General features: G+C 68.8%; 22 protein-coding genes and 1 pseudogene. 11 read left to right on the top strand and 12 right to left on the bottom strand.

The annotated features are described in order from the left end of the window. Positions 1–3: 3 nt before the first annotated feature. On the bottom strand, positions 4–882 hold the full coding sequence (locus AC2VOR_RS11550; RefSeq protein WP_369739387.1) for an inositol monophosphatase family protein: 879 nt from the start codon (positions 880–882) through the stop codon (positions 4–6). Between the two features lie 120 nt (positions 883–1,002). Between AC2VOR_RS11550 and ppgK the strand changes: the two genes are divergently transcribed. After that, the gene (ppgK, locus tag AC2VOR_RS11545) at positions 1,003–1,812 is read left to right on the top strand and encodes a polyphosphate--glucose phosphotransferase (protein WP_369739389.1); all 810 of its coding nucleotides are present in this window, start codon (positions 1,003–1,005) and stop codon (positions 1,810–1,812) included. A gap of 179 nt (positions 1,813–1,991) precedes the next feature. After that, the gene (locus AC2VOR_RS11540; RefSeq protein ID WP_369739390.1) at positions 1,992–3,512 is read left to right on the top strand and encodes an RNA polymerase sigma factor; all 1,521 of its coding nucleotides are present in this window, start codon (positions 1,992–1,994) and stop codon (positions 3,510–3,512) included. Positions 3,513–3,528: 16 nt separating this feature from the next. On the opposite strand, the gene AC2VOR_RS11535 is transcribed toward AC2VOR_RS11540, so the two are convergent. Then, positions 3,529–3,912, bottom strand: a complete 384-nt coding sequence (locus AC2VOR_RS11535; protein ID WP_369739391.1) for a DUF952 domain-containing protein — start codon at positions 3,910–3,912, stop codon at positions 3,529–3,531. 134 nt (positions 3,913–4,046) lie between these two features. Between AC2VOR_RS11535 and AC2VOR_RS11530 the strand changes: the two genes are divergently transcribed. Further along, positions 4,047–4,229: a DUF7455 domain-containing protein gene (locus AC2VOR_RS11530; protein ID WP_369739392.1), complete on the top strand. Its 183-nt coding sequence runs from the start codon at positions 4,047–4,049 to the stop codon at positions 4,227–4,229. Positions 4,230–4,294: 65 nt separating this feature from the next. Further along, positions 4,295–5,272 carry a YihY/virulence factor BrkB family protein gene (locus AC2VOR_RS11525; protein ID WP_369739393.1) on the top strand — a complete coding sequence of 326 codons (978 nt, stop codon included), beginning with the start codon at positions 4,295–4,297 and terminating at the stop codon, positions 5,270–5,272. On the opposite strand, the gene AC2VOR_RS11520 is transcribed toward AC2VOR_RS11525, so the two are convergent. After that, positions 5,273–5,512 carry a DUF3039 domain-containing protein gene (locus tag AC2VOR_RS11520; protein ID WP_369739394.1) on the bottom strand — a complete coding sequence of 80 codons (240 nt, stop codon included), beginning with the start codon at positions 5,510–5,512 and terminating at the stop codon, positions 5,273–5,275. A 58-nt stretch (positions 5,513–5,570) separates the two neighbouring features. On the opposite strand from AC2VOR_RS11520, the gene AC2VOR_RS11515 reads away from it, so the two are divergent. From AC2VOR_RS11515 to AC2VOR_RS11505, 3 genes and pseudogenes are all read left to right on the top strand, one after another. Next, positions 5,571–5,999: a DUF3099 domain-containing protein gene (locus AC2VOR_RS11515; RefSeq protein ID WP_369739395.1), complete on the top strand. Its 429-nt coding sequence runs from the start codon at positions 5,571–5,573 to the stop codon at positions 5,997–5,999. 154 nt (positions 6,000–6,153) lie between these two features. Beyond that, positions 6,154–7,112 (top strand): annotated as a pseudogene (gene sigB, locus AC2VOR_RS11510) (sigma-70 family RNA polymerase sigma factor SigB). A gap of 144 nt (positions 7,113–7,256) precedes the next feature. After that, on the top strand, positions 7,257–7,946 hold the full coding sequence (locus tag AC2VOR_RS11505; RefSeq protein ID WP_369739396.1) for an iron-dependent transcriptional repressor DtxR: 690 nt from the start codon (positions 7,257–7,259) through the stop codon (positions 7,944–7,946). A gap of 5 nt (positions 7,947–7,951) precedes the next feature. On the opposite strand, the gene AC2VOR_RS11500 is transcribed toward AC2VOR_RS11505, so the two are convergent. Then, the gene (locus tag AC2VOR_RS11500; protein WP_486963817.1) at positions 7,952–9,010 is read right to left on the bottom strand and encodes a DUF4192 domain-containing protein; all 1,059 of its coding nucleotides are present in this window, start codon (positions 9,008–9,010) and stop codon (positions 7,952–7,954) included. 367 nt (positions 9,011–9,377) lie between these two features. On the opposite strand from AC2VOR_RS11500, the gene sthA reads away from it, so the two are divergent. Next, positions 9,378–10,793: a Si-specific NAD(P)(+) transhydrogenase gene (gene sthA, locus AC2VOR_RS11495; RefSeq protein WP_369739398.1), complete on the top strand. Its 1,416-nt coding sequence runs from the start codon at positions 9,378–9,380 to the stop codon at positions 10,791–10,793. Between the two features lie 13 nt (positions 10,794–10,806). Here the strand turns inward: sthA and AC2VOR_RS11490 are convergent, their stop codons facing one another. Beyond that, complete coding sequence (locus AC2VOR_RS11490; protein ID WP_486963816.1) at positions 10,807–11,625, bottom strand: trypsin-like serine peptidase; 819 nt, start codon at positions 11,623–11,625, stop codon at positions 10,807–10,809. Between the two features lie 241 nt (positions 11,626–11,866). On the opposite strand from AC2VOR_RS11490, the gene AC2VOR_RS11485 reads away from it, so the two are divergent. Together AC2VOR_RS11485 and AC2VOR_RS11480 are read left to right on the top strand one after the other, a co-directional pair. Continuing rightward, positions 11,867–12,841 carry a proteasome assembly chaperone family protein gene (locus AC2VOR_RS11485; RefSeq protein ID WP_369739400.1) on the top strand — a complete coding sequence of 325 codons (975 nt, stop codon included), beginning with the start codon at positions 11,867–11,869 and terminating at the stop codon, positions 12,839–12,841. A gap of 52 nt (positions 12,842–12,893) precedes the next feature. Next, the gene (locus AC2VOR_RS11480) at positions 12,894–13,925 is read left to right on the top strand and encodes an alpha/beta fold hydrolase (RefSeq protein ID WP_369739401.1); all 1,032 of its coding nucleotides are present in this window, start codon (positions 12,894–12,896) and stop codon (positions 13,923–13,925) included. A gap of 19 nt (positions 13,926–13,944) precedes the next feature. On the opposite strand, the gene AC2VOR_RS11475 is transcribed toward AC2VOR_RS11480, so the two are convergent. From AC2VOR_RS11475 to AC2VOR_RS11465, 3 genes are all read right to left on the bottom strand, one after another. Beyond that, positions 13,945–14,430: a peroxynitrite isomerase gene (locus AC2VOR_RS11475; protein WP_369739402.1), complete on the bottom strand. Its 486-nt coding sequence runs from the start codon at positions 14,428–14,430 to the stop codon at positions 13,945–13,947. Between the two features lie 34 nt (positions 14,431–14,464). Continuing rightward, a complete protein-coding gene (gene nrdR / locus AC2VOR_RS11470; RefSeq protein ID WP_369739403.1) occupies positions 14,465–14,929 on the bottom strand; it encodes a transcriptional regulator NrdR in 465 nt (154 codons plus the stop codon). A 116-nt stretch (positions 14,930–15,045) separates the two neighbouring features. Then, positions 15,046–15,540, bottom strand: coding sequence for a LysM peptidoglycan-binding domain-containing protein (locus AC2VOR_RS11465; RefSeq protein WP_486963815.1), 495 nt, complete (start codon positions 15,538–15,540; stop codon positions 15,046–15,048). Positions 15,541–15,865: 325 nt separating this feature from the next. Here AC2VOR_RS11465 and lexA point away from each other — a divergent pair, with 325 nt between their 5' ends. Then, positions 15,866–16,540 (top strand): transcriptional repressor LexA, encoded by a 675-nt coding sequence (gene lexA / locus AC2VOR_RS11460; RefSeq protein ID WP_369739405.1) that lies wholly within the window; start codon positions 15,866–15,868, stop codon positions 16,538–16,540. Positions 16,541–16,557: 17 nt separating this feature from the next. On the opposite strand, the gene AC2VOR_RS11455 is transcribed toward lexA, so the two are convergent. The 4 genes from AC2VOR_RS11455 to dapF form a co-directional block, all read right to left on the bottom strand. Further along, entirely contained in the window at positions 16,558–18,795 is a 2,238-nt protein-coding gene (locus AC2VOR_RS11455; RefSeq protein WP_369739406.1) for a sunset domain-containing protein, read from the bottom strand. 593 nt (positions 18,796–19,388) lie between these two features. Then, the gene (locus AC2VOR_RS11450) at positions 19,389–20,558 is read right to left on the bottom strand and encodes an acyl-CoA dehydrogenase family protein (RefSeq protein WP_369739407.1); all 1,170 of its coding nucleotides are present in this window, start codon (positions 20,556–20,558) and stop codon (positions 19,389–19,391) included. A gap of 86 nt (positions 20,559–20,644) precedes the next feature. Next, positions 20,645–22,057 (bottom strand): GTPase HflX, encoded by a 1,413-nt coding sequence (gene hflX, locus AC2VOR_RS11445; RefSeq protein WP_486963814.1) that lies wholly within the window; start codon positions 22,055–22,057, stop codon positions 20,645–20,647. 46 nt (positions 22,058–22,103) lie between these two features. Further along, positions 22,104–22,976 (bottom strand): diaminopimelate epimerase, encoded by an 873-nt coding sequence (gene dapF / locus AC2VOR_RS11440; RefSeq protein WP_486963813.1) that lies wholly within the window; start codon positions 22,974–22,976, stop codon positions 22,104–22,106. Between the last annotated feature and the right edge of the window lie 16 nt (positions 22,977–22,992).

Genomic DNA, 22,992 nt, shown 5'->3' with positions numbered 1-22,992 from the left:
TGCTCAGTCCAGGATCGGGTCCAGGCCGTTGAACCGCTCCAGGGCCGCGGCCAACTCGTCGGCGATGCCCGGCGCCGCGGCCATCACCAGCCCCGCCCCGTCGACGTCGCGGGGCGGCAGCACCACCCGGGCGCCCGCCTCCGCCGCGATCAACCCGCCGGCGGCGCAGTCCCACACCTGCAGCCCGTGCTCGTAATAGGCATCCAGCCGGCCCGCGGCGACCATGCACAGGTCCAGCGCCGCCGAACCGATGCGGCGCACGTCGCGCACCATCGGCAACATCCTGGCCAGCAGCTCAGCCTGGGCTGCGCGGCGGGGCGCGGAGTAGCCGAAACCGGTGCCCAACAACGCCATCGAAAGATCTTCGACCGCCGCGCACCGCAACGAACGCGTCTCGTGGCCGTCGGTGACTTGCGCGCCGAGGCCGGTCGCCGCCGAATACACCCGGCCGGCGACGACGTCGGCGACCGCCCCGGCCACCGACACGCCGTCGATCTGGGCGCCGACCGACACGGCGTAGGCGGGGATGCCGTACACGAAATTCACCGTGCCGTCGATGGGGTCGAGCACCCAGGTGACCGCCCCGCCGTGCGCGGCGGTCACCTCGGCGGGGCCACCGCCCTCCTCCCCGAGGATGGGATCACCCGGCCGTAGCCGCGCCAACCGGTCTCGCAGCAGCCGTTCGGTTTCGGTGTCCACGACGGTGACGGGATCGGTCGGAGTGCTCTTGGAGCGCACCGCCCCATCGCCTGGGGCGCCCGGGGCGCCCGCATGCGGGCCGAACACCTCGGCGCGGCGGCGCCGCACGAATTCGGCCGCCTCGGTGGCCAGCGCCTCGGCCACCGAACGCAGCAGGGCAAGGTCGTCGTCGGTTCCGGTCACCGCTCCATCGCATCACAATCGCCGCGGCCACGCAGAAACGGCGGCCCGCGTAGTCGCCAAGCTAAGGTGAGCCGGACAACCTCTCTCCCCCGTCCTCTCTCCCCCCGCCGAGGAGACGCGATGACCAGCACCGAACCGACCACCGACACGCCTGGCCCCGAGACGGTCGCCGGTCTGGGCCAGCGTCGTGGATTCGGCATCGACGTCGGCGGCAGCGGCATCAAAGGTGGCATCGTCGACATGGACACCGGTCTGTTGATCGGCGACCGGATCAAGGTGCCGACCCCGCAACCGGCAACGCCGCCGGCAGTCGCCAAGGCCATCGCCGAGGTGGTCAACGGATTCGGGTGGACGGGTCCGCTCGGGGTCACCTATCCGGGTGTGGTCGCCCACGGCGTCGTCCAGACGGCGGCCAACGTCGACAAGTCGTGGATCGGCACCCACGCCCGCGACGTTATCAGCGCCGAACTGAACGGCCAGGACGTGACCATCCTCAACGACGCCGACGCAGCCGGACTCGCCGAGGAGCACTACGGAGCGGGCAAAGGCAGGGCCGGGCTGGTGGTGCTGCTGACGTTCGGCACCGGGATCGGCTCCGCGCTCATCCACAACGGCGCGTTGATTCCCAACACCGAGTTCGGTCACCTCGAGGTCGGCGGCAAAGAGGCCGAGCAGCGGGCGGCGTCATCGGTGAAGGAGAAGCACGCCTGGAGCTACGAGAAGTGGGCGAAGCAGGTCACCCGTGTCCTGGTGGCCATCGAGAACGCCATCTGGCCGGACTTGTTCATCACGGGTGGCGGCATCAGCCGCAAGGCCGACAAGTGGATTCCGCTGCTCGAGAACCGGACCCCGGTGGTGGCCGCGGCGCTGCAGAACACCGCCGGCATCGTGGGTGCGGCCATGGCCGCCACCGTCGACGTGGCGCACTGAATTTTGCCCGGTCGGACGGTGCGAGCGCCCGGTATCGTTACAATGGTTCACGGCGGCAGCCCAAAGTCATTAGCGTGCGTATCGCCACGCTGATATCCAACGCCGACATTCGACATAGCAGACACTTTCGGTTCAGTATGCCCAAAGCGCCGGGAGTGAATCCGAACGAAGGGGTGTAAGTGGCAGCGACCAAACCCAGCACCGATGAACCGGTGAAGCGCAACGCCACGAAGTCACCAGCGTCCCCCGCAAAGCGACCGGCGGCAAAGTCCGCCAACGGCACCGCGCCCGCGAAGCGGGCAGCCAAGGCCGTGCCCCGCAGCGCCAAGTCCGCGGCGGGGCACGAGACCGACGCGGCGGCTGGCGACGAGAAGAAAACCCGCACCACCGCAAAGGGCGCCGCCGCGAAGGCGCCGGCGCGCGGCACCAAAGCGGCCGCACGGGAATCCGCGGCCGACCCCGATGCCCTCGACACCGGCGAGGAGCTGGACACCGAGCCGGACCTCGACGGCGAGCCGGGCGACGAGATCGACATCGCCGACCTCGGTCTCGACGACCTCGACGACGACGCGGCGCCGGAAGCCGACCTCGACGCGGGCGACTCCGAGGACGGCGAGGATGACGTCGCCGCCGCCCCCGCCGCGGCCACTGCGGCTCCCGCCGAAGACGACGAGGAGATCGCCGAGCCCACCGAGAAGGACAAAGCGTCCGGCGATTTCGTGTGGGACGAAGACGAATCCGAGGCGCTGCGCCAGGCCCGTAAGGACGCCGAACTCACCGCCTCCGCCGACTCGGTCCGCGCCTACCTCAAGCAAATCGGCAAGGTGGCGCTGCTCAACGCCGAGGAGGAGGTGGAGCTGGCGAAGCGAATCGAGGCCGGCCTGTACGCCACGCAGCTGATGACCGAGATGGCCGACCGCGGCGACAAACTGCCCGCGGCCCAGCGCCGCGACATGATGTGGATCTGCCGCGACGGCGACCGCGCGAAGAACCACCTGCTGGAAGCCAACCTGCGGCTGGTCGTCTCACTGGCCAAGCGCTACACCGGCCGCGGCATGGCGTTCCTCGACCTCATCCAGGAGGGCAACCTGGGCCTGATCCGTGCGGTCGAGAAGTTCGATTACACCAAGGGCTACAAGTTCTCCACCTATGCGACGTGGTGGATCCGTCAGGCCATCACCCGTGCCATGGCCGACCAGGCCCGCACCATCCGCATCCCGGTGCACATGGTCGAGGTGATCAACAAGCTGGGCCGCATCCAGCGCGAGCTGCTGCAGGACCTGGGCCGCGAGCCAACGCCCGAAGAGCTCGCCAAAGAAATGGACATCACCCCCGAAAAGGTGCTCGAGATCCAGCAGTACGCCCGCGAGCCGATCTCGCTGGACCAGACCATCGGCGACGAGGGCGACAGCCAGCTGGGCGACTTCATCGAGGACAGCGAGGCCGTGGTGGCCGTCGACGCGGTGTCGTTCACGTTGCTGCAGGATCAGCTGCAGTCCGTGCTGGAGACGCTGTCGGAACGCGAGGCCGGCGTGGTACGCCTGCGCTTCGGTCTCACCGACGGCCAGCCCCGCACCCTCGACGAGATCGGCCAGGTTTACGGGGTCACCCGCGAGCGCATCCGCCAGATCGAGTCCAAGACGATGTCGAAGCTGCGCCACCCCAGCCGCTCCCAGGTGTTGCGCGACTATCTCGACTAGAGAACCGGGCGCGCAGCTACACGGACTCCGGCGCCTCGGCGACCGGCGGGAACGAACCGTCGGGCCCCGGCCGGTAAGCCGTGACCCAGATAACAGCGCTCACCGGCAACGGACCGTACAAATGCGGGAACACCATGGACGTCGGATCCGTTGCCACACCGGGCTCCCAACGAACAGGCGAATCCAGCAGCCCAGGATTGATGTGCAGCATCACCAGGTCCGCACGGCCGCGGTAGAGGCGGTTTGCCGGCAGATGCACCTGCTGCGGCGTCGACAGGTGGATGAACCCGGACCCGACGTCAGAGCCGGACGGTTCCGGCCGGATCGCGCCCTCCTCGCGAGCCCGCGACCACTCGTCGGCACCGCACAAGTGCACCAGTACGTCAGGAGCGAAGGTCACGGAAGGACACCTTAAAGAGCCTTCCTGGAAGGCGTGAGGAGCGCGTGAGAAACGACACACCCGATAACGATCGGGGAACAACGCGAAAACCCCATACGTCTGAGACAGTGAGTAAACGCCAGAACGGAGAAGCCATGAACGCAACTCTGACCAGTCCCTTGACCAGAGCTGACCGCTGCGACCGCTGCGGCGCTGCGGCCCGCGTTCGGGCCACGCTGCCCTCCGGCGCCGAGCTTCTCTTCTGCCAGCACCACGCCAACGAGCACGAAGCCAAGCTGGTCGAGCTGGCCGCCGTGCTGGAGTTCAGCGAGAGCTAGCCAACACCAACTCACCCGTGGCCAATGTGGGCCGCGGGCGCAGTTTTCGGTAATGCTGGACTCGTATGAGCGATCAGGTCGCGAAACCGTCCCGCCACCCCGTCTGGCGAATCTGTCTTCGAACTCTTGCGAAGAGTTGGGACGATTCGATCTTTTCCGAGTCCGCGCAGGCCGGCTTCTGGTCGGCGCTGTCCCTGCCCCCGCTACTGCTGGGCATGCTGGGCAGCCTGGCCTACGTGGCGCCGCTGTTCGGGCCGGACATGCTGCCCAGCATCGAACGCCAGGTGATCACGACGGCCCACACGGTGTTCTCCCGCAGCGTCGTCAACGAGATCATCGAACCCACCATGCGCGACATCACCAACGGCGCGCGGGGCGAGGTGGTGTCGCTGGGCTTCGTGATCTCGCTGTGGGCGGGCTCCTCGGCGATCTCGGCGTTCGTCGACTCCGTGGTCGAAGCGCACGGCCAGACACCGTTGCGCCACCCGGTGCGGCAGCGGCTCTTCGCCTTGTTCCTGTACGTGGTGATGCTCGTGGTCGTCGTGTCGACGGCACCGTTGCTGGTGGTGGGCCCGCGCAAGATCGGAGAACACATCCCGGTCACCCTGGCCAACGCGCTGCGCTACGGCTACTACCCGGCGCTGGCGCTCGGGCTGATGGTCGGGATCATGATCCTGTACCGGGTGGCGCTGCCGGTGCCGCTGCCGTCGCACCGGCTGATCCTGGGGGCGGTGCTGGCGACGGCGGTGTTCGTCGTCGCCACGCTGGGTCTGCGGATCTACCTGAGCTGGATCACCCGTACCGGCTACACCTACGGCGCGCTGTCTACACCCATCGCGTTTCTGCTGTTCGCCTTTTTCGGCGGTTTCGCGATCATGCTGGGCGCCGAACTCAACGCCGCCGTCCAGGAGGAGTTCCCCGCTCCCAAGACGCATGCCCACCGGTTGCGCCACTGGTTGGTCTCGCGCGTGCGCGCGCTGACGGAAACCGGGGATTCGCCGGCGCAGAAGCGCGACGTCGCGACGGCCGAGCCGCCGGTCTGATCAGCCCTTCTTGAGCGTCTCGTAGATCTTCTTGCAGTCCGGGCAGACCGGCGAACCCGGCTTGGCCGCGCGCGTGACCGGAAAGACCTCACCGCACAACGCGACGACGTGGCTGCCCATCACCGCGCTCTCGGCGATCTTGTCCTTCTTGACGTAGTGGAAGTACCGAGGGGTATCGCTGCCGGTCCCGTCGTCGACGCGTTCGTCGGTCTCGGTGCGTTCGATCGTCTGCGTCTCCATACCCGACATTGTGCACCGCTGCGCAAGGTCCGAAACCGGCCGAGCCGGAATCGGCGACATGTGGAACAGTGGAGGGATGAAGCGCGGCTCCGATCCGGGACCCGATGAAAGGTTCGACGACGAGGGCCGTCCCGTACTCATCACCGCCGCCGCGCCCTCCTACGACGAACAGCACCGCGCGCGGGTGCGTAAGTACCTGACGCTGATGGCTTTCCGGATACCGGCGCTCATCCTGGCCGCCGTCGCCTACGGCGCCTGGCACAACGGGCTGATCTCCCTAGCGATCGTGGCCGCGTCGCTGCCGCTGCCGTGGATGGCCGTGCTGATCGCCAACGACCGCCCGCCGCGGCGCCGCAACGAGCCCCGGCGGTTCGACCCCGCCCCGCCCCGTACTCCCCTGTTCCCGACGGCGGAGCGTCCGGCTCTCGAGCCCCGCCGCGACCCCCAGCCACACCCCGGTTCGCGCGGCGGACACCACCACGGTTAGCGTGCTGGCCGCGACCCCCGCACTTCTCAGGACTTTCTCAGCTCGCCAGTACATTTCTGCACGTCATAGCGTGTGAGATCACAGACCGCCGGGAACTCTCAGGCCGTACCTGTCGTTAACCCATACGACAGCACAAGCCGATCAGGAGGTCGCTATGGCGAACGCCACCCCCAGCAGGATCGAAGGCGATCTGGATGCTCAAAGCCCCGCAGCGGACTTGGTGCGCGTGTATCTGAACGGCATCGGCAAGACGGCGCTGCTCAACGCGGCGGACGAAGTCGAACTGGCCAAGCGCATCGAGGCCGGCCTCTATGCCGAGCATCTGCTGGCAACCCGTAAGCGCCTCGGCGAGAACCGCAAGCGCGACCTGGCGGCCGTCGGCGCGATGGCGAGGCAGCGCGGCGCCACCTGCTGGAAGCGAACCTGCGTCTGGTGGTGTCGCTGGCCAAACGCTATACCGGCCGGGGCATGCCGCTGCTCGACCTGATCCAGGAGGGCAACCTGGGCCTGATCCGCGCGATGGAGAAGTTCGACTACACAAAGGGATTCAAGTTCTCGACGTATGCGACGTGGTGGATCCGCCAGGCCATCACCCGCGGCATGGCCGACCAGAGTCGCACCATCCGGCTGCCCGTGCACCTGGTCGAGCAGGTCAACAAGCTGGCGCGGATCAAGCGCGAGATGCACCAGAACCTGGGACGCGAAGCCAGCGACGAGGAGCTCGCCGCCGAATCGGGCATCCCGATCGAGAAGATCAACGACCTGCTCGAACACAGCCGCGACCCGGTGAGCCTGGACATGCCGGTAGGCTCCGAAGAAGAGGCACCGCTGGGCGACTTCATCGAGGACGCCGAAGCGATGTCCGCCGAGAACGCGGTGATCGCCGAACTGCTGCACACCGACATCCGCAGCGTCCTGGCCACTCTCGACGAGCGCGAGCATCAGGTCATCCGGCTGCGCTTCGGCCTGGACGACGGGCAGCCGCGCACGTTGGACCAGATCGGCAAGCTGTTCGGCCTGTCCCGCGAGCGGGTCCGCCAGATCGAGCGCGACGTGATGTCCAAGCTGCGCAACGGCGAGCGTGCCGACCGCCTCCGGTCGTACGCGAGCTGACGCCGCCGGCACGGACGCCGGCCACAGCCAGATAGCAGGGAAGTATGCCCGCCGCCTCCGCGGCGGGCATACTTCGCGCCGTGGAAGCGTTGCATCCATTCGCGCAGCTGGCCCAGTAGACTCGGCGTCATTGGAGGGTGCTGAATGAACGACCTGGTTGATACCACCGAGATGTACCTGCGGACCATCTATGACCTCGAAGAAGAGGGCGTCACGCCGCTGCGCGCCAGGATCGCCGAACGCCTCGATCAGAGCGGACCGACCGTCAGCCAGACGGTATCCCGAATGGAACGAGACGGCCTACTCCAAGTCGCCGGCGACCGGCACCTCGAGCTCACCGACAAGGGCCGCGCCCTGGCCGTTTCCGTGATGCGCAAGCACCGCCTGGCCGAGCGACTGCTCGTCGACGTCATCGGGTTGCCCTGGGAGGAAGTGCACGCCGAGGCGTGCCGGTGGGAGCACGTCATGAGCGAGGACGTCGAACGCCGGCTGGTGAAGGTGCTCAACCACCCGACCACCTCCCCGTTCGGTAACCCGATCCCGGGTCTTTTGGACCTGGGCGTTGGCCCGGACTCCGGCGCCGAGGAGGCCAACCTGGTCCGGTTGACCGAACTGCCCGGCGGATCGCCGGTGGCTGTCGTCGTGCGGCAGCTCACCGAGCATGTGCAAGGCGACATCGACCTGATCAGCCGGCTGAAGGACGCCGGCGTCGTGCCCAACGCCCGGGTGACCGTCGAGACCGGGCCGGCGGGGGTGACCATCCTGATACCCGGTCACGAGAACGTCACCCTGCCGCACGAGATGGCGCACGCGGTCAAGGTCGAGAAGGTCTGACCGGCCTACCCGGCACGCCGGCCGAACGCCTGCCGCGGCGGTAGCCGAACACCGAGGCGCTTGGCCAGGCGGTAGCCCGTGAGGGCGAGTTCCCGGATGTTCTCGGGCCGCACCCCGGACTGCAGCGCCGTGTCCAGCATCCCCGCCATCCGGTGCTCGGGATCGCAACACAACGCCGCCTCCAGCGACACCCCCGCGAGCGGCCCGTCACCGCGGGCATAGGCGCTGAACGCTAGCAACACGAGCGCTTCCACGCGCCAGGGCTGTGGCAACGTCCGGGCCAGCTGCGCCCACAGCGACTCCGCCTCCCCGGCCCTCTCGCCGACCGCCAGCGCGTACAGCGCGTCGCGGACCTGCACGTCGCTCAGCGCGCAGCCCAGCCGGGCCAGCTCGGCCTCGGGCAGCGGAAGGCCCTCGGCGACCCGGGCGGCGGCGGCCAGCGCGCGTTCCACGTCGCGGCGGCTGCAGCCGGTCGGATCGCCCCGGTGTGCCACGTCCCGGGCGGCGGCCTCCCGGCTGAGCAGTTCGGTCAACTCGCCGGTGCGTCGCGGGTTTTCGATGGCGATTACCGCCTGCAGGTCGGCACGCCGCGGGTAGAGCCGCCGTCCGTCCAGCACGGCCGCCGCGGCCAGCGGTGACGCCGAGGGATCGTCGACCACACCGGCCGCGCCGCAGCCGTCGACGCAATGCCAGCGTCCACCCGCGGCCACCCGATCCACGACGTGGGCGGCCCACAGTTCGATGTTGTGCTCGGACAACGCATCTGTGAGCGCCGCGCACAGCTGCCGGTACTCATCATTGCAGCCGGGGCAACGGGCGCCGGCCTCGTCGACGACGACCGCAACCGCGGCCTCGGGTTCGGCCGAGGCCGCAACCTCGGCCAGGTGGGCGATCCGGTCGATGAGCTTCTCGGAGAGGTCGACCCGCAGCACCGACCCCAGCTCGCCGCCGTCGAGTGCCACCAGCACCAGTGAATTCTCCGGGACGAAGCCGAGAACGGCCGGTAGTGCCGCGATCAATGCCCCGGGGCGATTCAGTTCGAAGTCCGCGTGATCCGTCGTCATGAGTCCCAACGCTGACGGGCGGCACCGTCAGCCGGTGCTCACCGGAACCGGCGCAGCGTTCCTGCTGTGCATGAACCCAGCACTGTGAGTGGCGCTGTTCTAGCTTCGCTTGGTCAGGGCGAAGTTCACGGGCAGGCCAACTTTTCGTTGTGGGGTTAAGTGCGCGGGCGTGACGCCTGCAGTGGCTCCTTCGGATCGCCAAAGCTCCGACCCGCCACTTTGCGTGGCTTACAGCCGGTTTCATCGGACCGGCACCTTGGGTGGAGAGAGTCGGGAACGTGATCTTCTAAGTGGGAGCGACCGGCTCGTATGCCCAGAAAGGTCATGCCGACAAGGCGGTATGAGGTCGCTCGCTACTGTCTAGCCCATGGCGTCGACGCGCGAATACGACATGGTGGTCATCGGGTCGGGGCCGGGCGGGCAGAAGGCCGCAATCGCCTCGGCCAAGCTGGGCAAGTCGGTCGCGGTGGTGGAGCGGGGCCGCATGCTCGGCGGGGTATGCGTCCATACCGGCACGATCCCGTCGAAGACGTTGCGCGAGGCCGTGCTCTACTTCACCGGCATGAACCAGCGCGAGCTCTACGGGGCGAGCTACCGCGTGAAGGACCGCATCACCCCCGCCGACCTGCTGGCCCGGACCCAGCACGTGGTCGGCAAGGAAACCGACGTGGTGCGAAACCAGCTGATGCGCAACCGCATCGACCTGCTCACGGGTCATGGCCGGTTCGTCGATCCGCACACCATCCGCGTCGAAGACCACGCTCGCGGCGAAAGCACCATCATCACCGGCGATTACGTCGTCATCGCCACCGGCACCCGGCCGGCCCGGCCCTCCGGGGTCGAGTTCGACGAAGAGAAGGTGCTCGACTCCGACGGGATCCTCGACCTCAAATCGCTGCCGGCCTCGATGGTCGTGGTCGGCGCCGGGGTGATCGGCATCGAGTACGCCTCGATGTTCGCCGCCCTGGGCACCAAGGTCACCGTCGTGGAGAAGCGGGACGACATGCTCGACTTCTGCGACCCCGAGGTCGTCGAGGCGCTGAAGTTCCACCTGCGCGACCTGGCGGTGACCTTCCGGTTCGGCGAGGAGGTGACCGCGGTCGACGTCGGCTCGACGGGAACGATGACCACGCTGGCCAGCGGCAAGCAGATCCCGGCCGAGACCGTCATGTACTCCGCCGGCCGTCAGGGCCAGACCGACCACCTGGACCTGCACAACGCCGAGCTCGAGGCCGACAACCGCGGGCGGATCTTCGTCGACGAGACGTTCCAGACCAAGGTCCCGCACATCTACGCCGTCGGCGACGTCATCGGCTTCCCCGCCCTGGCGTCAACGTCGATGGAGCAGGGACGGCTGGCCGCCTATTACGCATTCGGGGAACCGGTGGAGGGCATCACCGCACTACAGCCGATCGGCATCTATTCGATCCCCGAGATCTCCTACGTGGGCGCCACCGAGGTGGAACTGACCAAGAACGCGGTCCCCTACGAGGTCGGGGTCGCCCGCTACCGCGAGCTGGCGCGCGGGCAGATCGCCGGTGACTCCTACGGCATGCTCAAACTCCTGGTTGCCACCGAGGACCTCAAGCTGCTCGGCGTGCACATCTTCGGCACCAGCGCCACCGAGATGGTGCACATCGGGCAGGCCGTGATGGGCTGCGGCGGCACCGTGGAGTATCTGGTGGACACGGTGTTCAACTACCCGACGTTCTCCGAGGCCTACAAGGTCGCCGCGCTCGACGTGATGAACAAGGTGCGGGCGCTAAACCAGTTCCGCCGCTGATCCGCCCGTCCCGCTAGCAGGAGTCGTCCAGGCCGTTCGGGACGGTGTCGCCGGGGCCACCCGCTTCGGCCCGGGCCAGCAGCTGGGCGACATGCTGATCGAACGGCGCGGAATACGAAACATTCTCGGCGCACCCGCCCCGTTCGAAACCGCCCGTGAGACCGGTGATCGTCGTGCCGCTCACCCACGGTCCGCCGCTGGTGCCGTCGACCAGGCCTTCGCACACCACCGAGGGGTAACCGTTCTCACTGATCTCGGCGCTGGCCTGACAGGCCACGGGGGAACCGCCGACCCCCGAGGGATACCCCAGCACCGTGACGTGACTGCCGGGAGACGGTGCCTGGCCCAGGGTCAGCGCCAAGCCGACGTGCGACTCCACCGACTCAGCGGCCGGACCGCTGACCCGGATGACCGCGTAGTCGGCGCGCGGGTCCTTGGCGGCGGTCCAGCGCGGGTCGAGATAGACGGCATCGGCCGTCCACAGGTCGGTGGGCGCGGCATCCCCGGCGAAACCGGGAGCGAAGCTGATCTGCGAGCCGCCGGCCAGGCAGTGCGCCGCGGTCATCACCAGGTTCCCGCTCGCCGAATGCACCACCGACCCCGTGCACACGTGCAGCGTGCCCCCGTCGAGGAAGATCGGCCCGACCCGCATGTCCGGGTCGACGGGCGCGGCGAGCGCCGCGTTTTGGGGCTTGCTGAGCCGTTCCACGGGCTTGCTGGCCGCCTGTGTCGGCACCCTGGGGGCCGCGGCGTGGTCGGCGGGCCGGCCGCAGGCCGTCAACAGCGTCGCCAGGCCGACCACCGGACAAAGCATTCTCAGCGCGCTTCGCATTGGCTCCCATCATGCCCGACCGGCGCCGCGCGAGCATTTCCCACCGGGAGTTGGTGCGCCCCGCGGTTTGCCGGCCAGGTCCGCTCGGTCGCGCGCAACGCCTCGGGAATTTCGCCGACGCGTTTTGGCGTTTCGAACATACGGGCGCACATGGGTTCCCTGTTCAATTGTTGGGTTCCCCCGATTTGGGGGAGACTACAGGGGGCACCCCTCAAGCAGCTCCCGGAAGGAGGCAACATCGATGGCTCACCGCCACGACCCGGACGACGAGTACTACCAACCCGAACAGGCGGGCATGTACGAGCTCGAGTTCCCGGCGCCGCAGTTGCTGACGTCCGACGGCCAGGGACCGGTGCTGGTGCACGCGCTGGAGGGCTTCTCCGACGCCGGTCATGCGATACGGCTGGCGTCCAACCACCTCAGGGCGGCCCTCGACACCGAGCTGGTCGCCTCGTTCGCGATCGACGAACTGCTGGATTACCGCTCGCGGCGCCCGCTGATGACGTTCAAGACGGATCACTTCACCAGCTACGACGATCCGGAGCTGAGCCTGTACGCGTTGCGCGACAGCGTCGGGACGCCGTTCCTGTTGCTGGCCGGCATGGAGCCGGACCTGAAATGGGAGCGTTTCATCACCGCGGTGCGCCTGCTCGCCGAACGGTTGGGTGTGCGGCGGACCATCGGACTGGGCACCGTCCCCATGGCGGTCCCGCACACCCGCCCGATCACGCTGACCGCGCATTCCAACAACGGAGAGCTGATCGCCGACTTCCAGCCGTGGATCGCCGAGATCCAGGTCCCGGGCAGCGCGTCCAATCTGCTCGAGTACCGGATGGCCCAGCATGGTCACGAGGTGGTCGGGTTCACCGTGCACGTGCCGCACTATCTGACGCAGACCGACTACCCCGCCGCCGCCCAGGCGCTGCTCGAGCAGGTCGCCAAGAGCGGGTCGCTGGAGCTACCGCTGTCGGCGCTGTCGGAAGCGGCGGGCGAGATCCGGGCCAAGATCGACGAGCAGGTCCAGGCCAGCGCCGAAGTGGCTCAAGTGGTAGCCGCGCTCGAGCGCCAGTACGATGCCTTCATCGACGCGCAGGAGAACAGATCGTTACTGGCTCGTGACGAGGAGTTGCCCAGCGGCGAGGAGATCGGCGCCGAGTTCGAGCGGTTCCTGGCCCAGCAGGCCGAGAAGAAGCACAACGACGACGACTCGGCCTGAGCGCCGTCCGAGTGCAGCGAAGTGCCTCCGCGGCCAGACGACAAGGGTGAAGATGACCGAGCGGCAGCGCAAGAGCAATCTTCGCCCGGTGCGGGAAGTGACGGCACCCAGGCTGGAGTTCCGCACCATCCACGGGTACCGGCGGGCCTATCGGATCGCCGGCTCGGGGCCGGCGGTCCTGCTCGTCCACGGCATCGGCGACAACTCCACCACGTGGAAGACCGTGCAGGCCAAGCTCGCTCAGCGGTTCACCGTCATCGCCCCCGACCTGCTGGGCCACGGGCAGTCCGACAAACCGCGCGCCGACTACTCGATCGCCGCGTACGCCAACGGGATGCGCGATCTGCTCAGTGTGCTCGACATCGAGCGGGTGACCATCGTCGGCCACTCGCTCGGCGGCGGGGTCGCCATGCAATTCGCTTACCAGTTCCCGCATCTGGTCGAGCGCCTCATCCTGGTCGCCGCCGGCGGTGTCACCAAGGACGTCAACCTCGTCCTGCGGTGGGCCTCGTTGCCGATGGGCAGCGAAGCCCTCGCGCTGCTGCGGCTGCCCCTGGTGCTGCCGGCGGTCCAGGTCGTCGGCCGCGTGCTGGGCGCGGCGTTCGGGAGCACCGGCCTGGGCCGCGACCTGCCCAACGTGTTGCGCATCCTCGACGACCTCCCGGAGCCGACGGCCTCGGCGGCGTTCAGCCGGACCCTGCGCGCGGTGGTGGACTGGCGCGGCCAGATCGTGACCATGCTGGACCGGTGCTATCTGACCGAAGCCATTCCGGTGCAGATCATCTGGGGCACCAAAGATGTGGTCGTCCCCGTCCGCCATGCGCGGATGGCGCACGCGGCGATGCCGGGCTCGCGACTCGAGATCTTCGAAGGTTCCGGACACTTCCCGTTCCACGACGACCCGGCCCGCTTCATCGACGTCGTGCAGCGTTTCATCGACACCACCGAACCAGGCGAATACGACCAGGTCGCCCTCCGCCAGTTGCTCCGCTCCGGCGGCGGCGAGAAGGCGGTCACCGGTCCGGCCGACACCCGCGTCGCCGTGCTCAACGCCATGGGCAACGACGAGCGCAGCGCCACCTGAGGCCGGGGCCCCGAAGTTCCTAGTGCTGCCGGTGCAGCACCGCGGCCAGATGATGCTGCAAGGGCTGGCCGACGGCGCCCATGCGCAGCGAGTACGAGAGCTCGTCGCCTTCGATGCGTAACGAACGGCCAAGCGCGGAAACCTCTTTCGCGGTCGGCGTCAGCCCGACCGAGGTGGTGGACAAGTCGAGCTCGATGACGCCGCCGGCGGCCGAAAAGGTGCCCACCTCGATCTCCGCGACACCGGTCGGATGCGCCAGGACCAGCTCCAGGTTGCCCGGCTGCGGCACCCGCAGATAGCCCGTCTCGGCGTGCAACGGCCTCCCGTCGGCCACCGCCCTGGTCTTTTGGGCGTAGGCCAGAAACGGTTTCCCGACGTGGGAGAACGCGACCTCCTCGAAGTAGTCGAAGGGCTCGATCGTCGGGTACTCCCCGGCGCCGCGTCCCGCCCAGGTACCGAGCAGTGGCGCGAGCGCCTCCAGATCGGGATGCAATTCAGCGGCCATTGCACCAGCCTAGTGCCGGGCCCGGGGCGGCCCGTCAGCCCGAGGTCGGCACCGTGCGGTGCGCCCGCAGCAGTTCTATCTCGCGCTCGAAATCGTCCGCGGACTCGAAGGACCGGTAGACCGACGCGAACCGCAGGTAGGCCACCTCGTCGAGGTCGCGCAGCGGTCCCAGCACCGCCAGTCCGACCTCGTGACTGGGAACCTCCGGTGAGCCCGCCGCGCGCACGGTGTCTTCCACCTGCTGGGCCAGCAGGTTCAGCGCATCGTCGTCGACCTGGCGGCCCTGGCACGCCCGGCGGACCCCGCTGATCAGCTTCTCCCTGCTGAAGGGCTCGGTGACGCCGCTGCGTTTGACCACGGCCAGCACCGCGGTCTCGACCGTGGTGAAGCGTCGTCCGCACTCGGGGCAGGACCGGCGGCGGCGAATGGCCTGGCCCTCGTCGGTTTCCCGCGAATCGATCACCCGAGAGTCCGGGTGACGGCAGAACGGACAGTGCATGACCGCTCCTTCGCCGCACTCACCGACCTCGCAGGACACTCCGAGCGTACCCGTGCGCGCCGCCGGGCGCGGCGACCGTGGCCGTACGGCGGTCCCGCCGCCATGCGATGTCGCGGTCAGCCCACCGGCGCGATCAGGGGCTGACCCGCAGCCAGCGTCGGGGAGTGCAGGTCGTTGAGTGCGCGGATGCGCTCGGCCACCTGTCGAACCGGCGCGTCGGGCGCGACGCGGTGGGCGACATCCTGCAGCGATTCCCCCGGTTCGACCCGCACGACGGCCAGCCTGTCGGGCACGGGGGCCGCCGAATCCGGCGAGCCGCCGTTGACCGCCTGCCCGACGTCGGCGATGAGCCCGAGCCACAGGGTGATCAGCCCGGCGCCCACGGCCAGGGCCGCCGTCTTCGCCCACGTGACGGAACGCCTGCGGTGGGGCGCGGCGGACATCGCGACCCCGGTACCGCGGTACCGCGGCGGGGCGCCCGCCGGCCCGCACGGGGCGGGTCCGCGCGATCCGGGCGTCCGGACCCGCCCCCGGCGAGGCTCCGGGACCGGCCCGTTGATCGGGCGCCGAACGCCGCCGGACCGCGGCGAGACTGTGTGAATGATTGTCATCTGCGTTCCTCCGGTCAACCGATCCTCGCTCGTGTGTTCGACAGTATCGCTCGTGTGTTCGATTTCCGAACATTTGAGCGAAGCGTGTCGCACGAGCCAAACGCTAGACCACCCCACCGACAACGACCCGGCGGACGAACGGCGCCGCGGTCATCTATCACCTGGGACATGCCGCTGAAATACCCGATCGGCCGGGGAGTTACACCTTTGTTATTCGGCCGCTCTCGACGGCCGGACGGGCGCCCGCCCGGGCCGCGGGGAGCCGTAGACACGCCAGTCGAACACATGTTTGATTATCGGGCCCCGAGCGGTTACATTTATTGCCATGAGCGACAGCAACGACACCTCCGCCGGTGATGCATCGCTGACCGAGCGGCAGCGCACCATCCTGAATGTCATCCGCGCGTCGGTCACCAGCCGCGGCTATCCCCCGAGCATCCGCGAGATCGGCGACGCCGTCGGGCTGACGTCGACCTCCTCGGTCGCCCATCAGTTGCGCACCCTGGAGCGCAAGGGATACCTGCGCCGCGACCCGAACCGTCCGCGCGCCGTCGACGTCCGCGGCGCCGACGAGGCCATGCCCGCGGCGCCGGCCACCGAGGTGGCCGGCTCGGACGCGCTGCCCGAACCCACCTTCGTCCCGGTGCTCGGGCGGATCGCGGCAGGCGGACCCATCCTCGCCGAGGAGGCCGTCGAAGACGTCTTCCCGCTACCCCGCGAGCTGGTCGGCGAGGGGACGCTCTTTTTGCTCAAGGTCGTCGGCGACTCGATGGTCGAGGCGGCGATCTGCGACGGCGACTGGGTGGTCGTGCGGCAGCAGCACGTCGCCGAGAACGGCGACATCGTCGCCGCGATGCTCGACGGCGAGGCCACGGTCAAGACGTTCAAGCGCGCCGGCGGTCAGGTGTGGCTGATGCCCCACAATCCCGCGTTCGATCCCATTCCAGGCAATGACGCGACCGTGCTGGGCAAGGTCGTCACCGTGATCCGCAAGGTTTAGCCGTACCCGGCGGATGTCTAGTCGGCTTTGATGAACCCGTTGGCCTGCGCGACCTGTTCGCTCGACATCCAGATCTCGGCGAGCGTGTCCTGGTAGAGGGCGCTGTCGGGGGTGTAGTACAGGCCGAAGCGGGCGCTCGCCTTGATCGGGTACCCGTCGGGCATCTGATAGGGGTCGTCCAGCGGTAGGTGAATCGTCGGGCGCCCCGACGCGCTCGGGCCCGCGCCGGCGGCGTGCGCGGCCAACGGCGAGGTCTCGTCGGTGTCCACGGCCGCGTGCCGCCCCGGTCGCGCCTCCGCGACGGGCGAGACGGCCTCGACGGCGCCGGTGTCGGCGGCAGACCCGTCGAAGGCGGCTTCGGCATGGCCGTCACCCGGCCGGGCGGGCTCCGCCGCCTCGCGATATTCGTCGGCCGGCACCGGCGCCGGGTAATCGCCTCGCTCGGCACTTTCGTCCTCGGGGACTTGCTCCGGGGCGAACTCGGCGTAACCGGCCTCCGCCACGTCGAGATAGCTCCCTTCCTCGTCGAACTCCGAGTAGCCGGCTTCCGCCAAGTCGGCTTCGGTGACGACGGGGATGGAGTCGGTGTCCACCACGTCGGGATTTTCCTCCCCGCCGAACACGCTCTCGAAGTCGTCCGCATCCTCTCCCGGGCCGGGCGACGCTTCGCCGCCGTAGTGCCCGCGATGCGCAACCTCCTCGCCCGCGAGCGCGACCCCGGTCCCGTGCCCCCAGCTGACCTGGTGCGCGGCCTCGGCATCCGCCGCGTGCTCCTCGGAGGCGTGCAGGTCATCGCGCCCGAAGTGCTCGGTGGCCGCCTCGCCGTCGCGGCCCCAGAGCCCGTCGGCCGGGCCGTGCCCGGCGCCCCCGTCGTGCTCGGCGGCACCTGCGGTGGCGTCGCGACCGGCGCGACCGCGGTGCACGCGGACCCCCACCAGCACCAGCGACGCAAGCAGCACCAGCGCCGCGGCACCGCCTCCCAGCCACCACCATTGCTGCCAGGCCGGCTTCTTGGCGTGGGGCGGCATCGCCACGGCACTCGGCTGGTTCTGCCCCGATATCTGCAGCCCGCCCAGCAGCGGCGCCAGATTCGAGGGGTCGGTGGTGAACGTGTTCTTCGCGCGGTTCCACGAGATCGTGCCGCCGGCGAATTTCTGCGAGACCACGTCGCCGTCCACGGCCTGATCCCCGACCGGCGCTCCCAGCTTTCCGCCTGCGCCGCGCAGCTTGTCCCAGGCGGCCTTCATGGCCCCGCGCACCACGAACGCGCCGTGGTCGGCGGTCCAGAAGATCACCGGTTTGTCGGCCGCGGAGAACGTGCAGATCCGGCTCGACGGTATGCCCCCGTCGGACTCGTTGGCGACGGGGAATCCCAGGTCGCTGCCCACCGGGCCGCCCAGGGACTCGTACTTGGCCAGGATATCGCTGTCGACGGCGTTCGCACCGGTCGCCGGGCTGAAGTACACCTTCCCGCCGGCGAAGTTCTGGGCGATCCCGTCACCACCGATGGGGTACTGCCCGCCTTGCTTGGCGCCCAGCGGACCGTTGACCCCCCCGGCCGCGCGCCAGGCCATGTTGATGGCCGCGGTGGGGTCGATCGGCACCTGCAGGCCCTTCAACTGGTCGGCCAAGACCGCCGGCTCGGTCGTGAACTCCTTGGTGTCCCGGTTCCAGGAGACCTGGCCGCCGCTGAACTTCTGCGAGGCGAGTTCGCCGTCGTATGTCTCGTCGCCGACCGGCACCCCGAGGACGCCACCGGAGCTGCCCAACTTGTCCCATGCGGCGTTCATCGCGCCGCGCACGACGAACGCGCCGTGGTCGGGCGTCCAGAAGATCACCGGGTGGTCGCTGGCCGAGAAGGTGCTCACACGGCTGTCCGGCCCCGAAAGCCCGGGCACCTCGTTGATCGTCGGGAAACCCAGGTCGCTGCCGGCCGGACCGCCCAGCGACTCGTATTTGTCCAGGATCGGCCCGTAGACGTACCGGGCGCCGGTCGCCGGGGTGTAGAACATCTTGCCGCCGTCGAAATCCAGGGCGAAGCCGTCGCCGACGGGGTAGACGTCACCCTTGCGCGCGCCCAGCGGTGACGTATCGCCCCCGGCCTTCTCCCATGCGGCCATCATGGCCGCCTCGGCGTCGCCGATCGGGCTCGCGGCCCCTGTGGGAGCCAGCAGTACCGCGGCCAGCGCTGTGGTCACCAAGCCGACCAGTGCACGCCCGACCAGCTTTCGCATGTGACCTCTCCGCCTGTTCACCAAGCCCTCCAGTCCACGGGTGTGCGCCGATCTGCGGCCATGCCCATAACCCGCGGCCCTGCGAACGGAGGGTCACCCCACCGACGGGCCTTACCCCCGTAACGGTCCGCATTTTCGCCGGGCTCGCACAACATTGCTCCAATCGACGAGAAATGCGAACTGAATTTAGGGATATTACAAAAATGGATACCGCATCGATGTGCAAATGATGCCGAACCGGGCGCGGGTCGCAACGAACCGTGCAGCCGCGCGCGCGGCGTTCGGATCGCGCTGACGCACCGCGGGGCCGCCGCCGGCCCCCGGCCGCTCCCCGTGACGTCGATGCCCGCGCACCCGTTCGAGCGCTCACCGGCCCCGTGGTCGCCGGGTTGACGATGTGCGATCACGCCGTCGCCACCTGCCAAATGCATGCGTCGACGGTACGTCAGGCCATGAGCGGGCCGACACCGGACCGACCATTGCCGATCGCGCGAGTTTCAATTCATTCGCCCCCGATGCACTCCGGCGCCCGCGAAAGAGGAGAACCAAACCCGCTACGCGTCAGCAACTTCGCCGACGTCGACGAGTTCGCGTTGTACGCGAAGGAGATCCGGCTAAACCCCGAGCCCGCGACCGATGATCTCCTTCATGATCTCGGTGGTGCCACCGTAGATGGTCTGCACCCGGGCATCGAGATAGGCTCGCGCAACGGGGTATTCGCGCATGTAGCCGTAGCCGCCGTGCAATTGCAGGCAGCGGTCGATCAGATGCACCTGCTTCTCGGTGGCATACCACTTGGCCATTGCGGCCTGTTCGGCCGTGAGCTTCTTGTCCAGGTGCAGCCGCAGGAACTCGTCGACCATCATGCGCACCACGGTCGCCTCGGTCGCCAGCTCGGCCAGGACGAATCGACTGTTCTGGAAACTGCCGATCGGCTTGCCGAAAGCCTTCCGCTCCTTGGTGTATTGCAGCGTCTGTTCGAGTACCTGTTCCATCGCCGCGGCCGCCATCACGGCGATCGAGATGCGTTCCTGCGGCAGGTTCTGCATGAGATAGATGAAGCCCATGCCCTCCTCGCCGAGCAGGTTCTCGGCCGGCACCTTGACGTCGGTGAACGACAGCTCGGCCGTGTCCTGCGCGTCCAGGCCGATCTTGTCCAGGTGGCGACCCCGTTCGAAGCCCTCCATGCCGCGCTCCACCACGAGCAGCGAAAAGCCTTGCGCGCCTTTGTCCGGATCCGTCTGCGCGACGACGATCACCAGGTCGGAGTTGATCCCGTTGGTGATGAACGTCTTTGACCCGTTGAGCACGTAGTGGTCACCCTGCTTGACCGCGCGGGTCTTGATGCCCTGCAGGTCGCTGCCGGTGCCCGGCTCGGTCATCGCGATCGCGGTGATCAGTTCCCCGCTGCAGAACTTGGGCAGCCAGCGCTGCTTCTGCTCCTCGGTGCCCAGCGCCAGCAGGTAGGGCGCGACGATGTCGTTGTGCAGCCCGAAGCCGATCCCGTTGAAGCGCCCGGCGGCGGTCTCCTCGGTGATGATGGTGTTGTAGCGAAAGTCGGGGTTGCCGCCACCGCCGTACTCCTCGGGCACCGCCATCCCCAGAAAGCCCTGCTTGCCGGCCTCGAGCCAGACCCCGCGGTCGACAATCTTGGCCTTCTCCCACTCCTCGTGGTGGGGCGCGACGTGGCGCTCGAGAAACGCCCGGTAGGACTCGCGGAACAATTCGTGCTCGGGCTCGAACAGCGTGCGTTCGTATTTGATGGCACTACTCGCTGAACTCACTGAACTCATGGGAAGACCTCCGGCGGACGGGAACTCTGCCGCCCAACATATACCAACCACCCGGTTGGTCGGCGGGCGGTGGCTGTTTACCGGGCGGCGAATTCCCGCAGGCTGGCGGCCAGCGCCACCGGAACCCTCGCCTTGATCCGGGTGCCGTCGCCGTTGTGCTCCTCGTGCTGAACCCGGCCGTCGGAATACAGTCGCGACACCAGGTCACCGCGGTGGTAGGGAATCACCACGTCCACGGCGGTGTCGGTGGGCGCGACAAGCTCGGCCATCCGCCGCCGCAGCGCGTCGATGCCGTCACCGGTGCGCGCGGACACGAACACCGCGCCGGGCAGGGCGTGCCGGAGTTTGGCCAGGGCCAGGTCGCTGGCGGCGTCGATCTTGTTGACCACCAGCAACTCCGGCGGCGGATTTCCGTCGTGGTCGGCGATCACTTCGGAGATCACCTGGCGGACCGCGTCGATCTGGGCCAGCGCGGTGGCGTCGGAGCCGTCGACGACGTGCACCAGCAGGTCGGCGTCGACGACCTCCTCCAGCGTGGAGCGGAACGCCTCGATCAGCTGGGTCGGCAGGTGCCGGACGAAGCCCACGGTGTCGGTGAGCACGAACGGCCGGCCGTCGGGCAGTTCCGCGCGCCGGGTGGTGGGTTCCAGGGTGGCGAACAGGGCGTCCTGCACCAGCACGCCCGCCCCGGTGAGCGCGTTGAGCAGGCTGGACTTGCCCGCGTTGGTGTACCCGACGATGGCGATCGAGGGCATGTCGCTGTGCAGGCGCCGGCTGCGCTGGGTGTCGCGGACCTGCTTCATGTCCTTGATCTCGCGGCGCAGCCGGGCCATGCGTTCGCGGATGCGGCGGCGGTCGGTCTCGATCTTGGTCTCACCGGGACCGCGCAGACCCACACCGCCCCCGCTGCCGCCGGCGCGGCCACCGGCCTGCCGCGACATCGACTCACCCCAGCCGCGCAGCCGCGGCAGCATGTACTCCATCTGGGCCAGCGACACCTGCGCCTTGCCCTCCCGGCTGGTGGCGTGCTGGGCGAAGATGTCGAGGATCAGCGCGGTGCGGTCGATGACCTTGACTTTCACGGCCTTTTCCAGCGCGGTCAGCTGCGCCGGGGACAACTCCCCGTCACAGATGACGGTGTCGGCGCCGGTCGCCAGGACCACCGCGCGCAACTCGGCCGCCTTGCCGGAGCCGATGTAGGTCGCCGGGTCGGGCTTGTCGCGGCGCTGGATGAGCCCTTCGAGCACCTGGGAGCCGGCGGTTTCGGCCAGCGCCGCCAGTTCGGCCATGCTCGCCTGGTTTTCGGCGGCGCTGCCTTCGGTCCACACGCCGACCAGCACCACCCGTTCCAGTCGCAGCCGGCGATATTCGACCTCGGAGACGTCGGCCAGCTCGGTCGACAGCCCGGCGACCCGGCGCAGCGCCGACCGGTCTTCGAGGGCGAGTTCGCCGACGCTGGGGTCCTGATGAGGAAATTCGGGTTGTGTCATAGGCAATCTGCAATAGCGCACGCCGCATCGGCGTGATGCATCCGATTTAACACTGCTGCGCGCTCCACCATTCCCCGCCGACTTCGCCGCGGGCGACCAAGACCGACGGCCCGCGCAGGTGGCTGGTGGCGTCGGTGACCGTGACGGTGACGTCACCGCCCGGTACCCGCACGGTGAGGGTCCCGGTGTCGGCGCCGGCATCGGCCAGCGCGGCAACCGCGGCGGCGACCGTCCCGGTGCCGCACGACCGGGTTTCCCCCACACCACGCTCATGTACCCGCATCCACACCAGCCCACCCACCGGGGCGGTGAGCACCTCGACGTTGACGCCCTGCGGGAACTGGGCGTGGTCGAAGCCGACCGGCGCGGCCACGTCGAGGGCCGCCAGTCCGTCGGCGCTCAGCCGCCGATCCACGCAGGCCAGATGCGGGTTGCCGACGTCGACCGCCAACCCGGCGAACCGCCGACCGCCGACGACGGCCTCCCCGGTGCCGATCCGATTGACTTTGCCCATGTCGACGCTGACGTCGGCCCGGGCCGCATCCGCATGGTGCAACGTGACCAGGCGGGCGCCGGCCAGCGACCCGACAACGAACTCGTCGCGGGATTCCAAGCCGCCGGCCCGCAGGTAGTGGGCGAACACCCGCACCCCGTTGCCGCACATCTCGGCGATCGACCCATCGGCGTTGCGGTAGTCCATGTACCAGTCGTCGGCGGCGACACCGTCGGGTAGCCGCCCCAGAACACCGGCCGCCAGCGCGGCGCCGGCGGTGGTGATCCGCAGCACCCCGTCGGCGCCCACCCCGCGGCGCCGGTCGCACAACGCGGCCACCCCGGTAGGGGTCAGCGTCAGCGCAGCATCCACGTCGGGCAGCAGCACGAAGTCGTTCTCGGTGCCGTGGCCCTTGGCGAAGATCATCTGCGCCGCCCTGAGA

Source organism: Mycobacterium sp. TH-M103 (genome assembly GCF_057473785.1).
The sequence above is the reverse complement of the archived record's forward strand: the minus strand, read 5'-3'. Positions and strand labels throughout refer to the sequence as shown.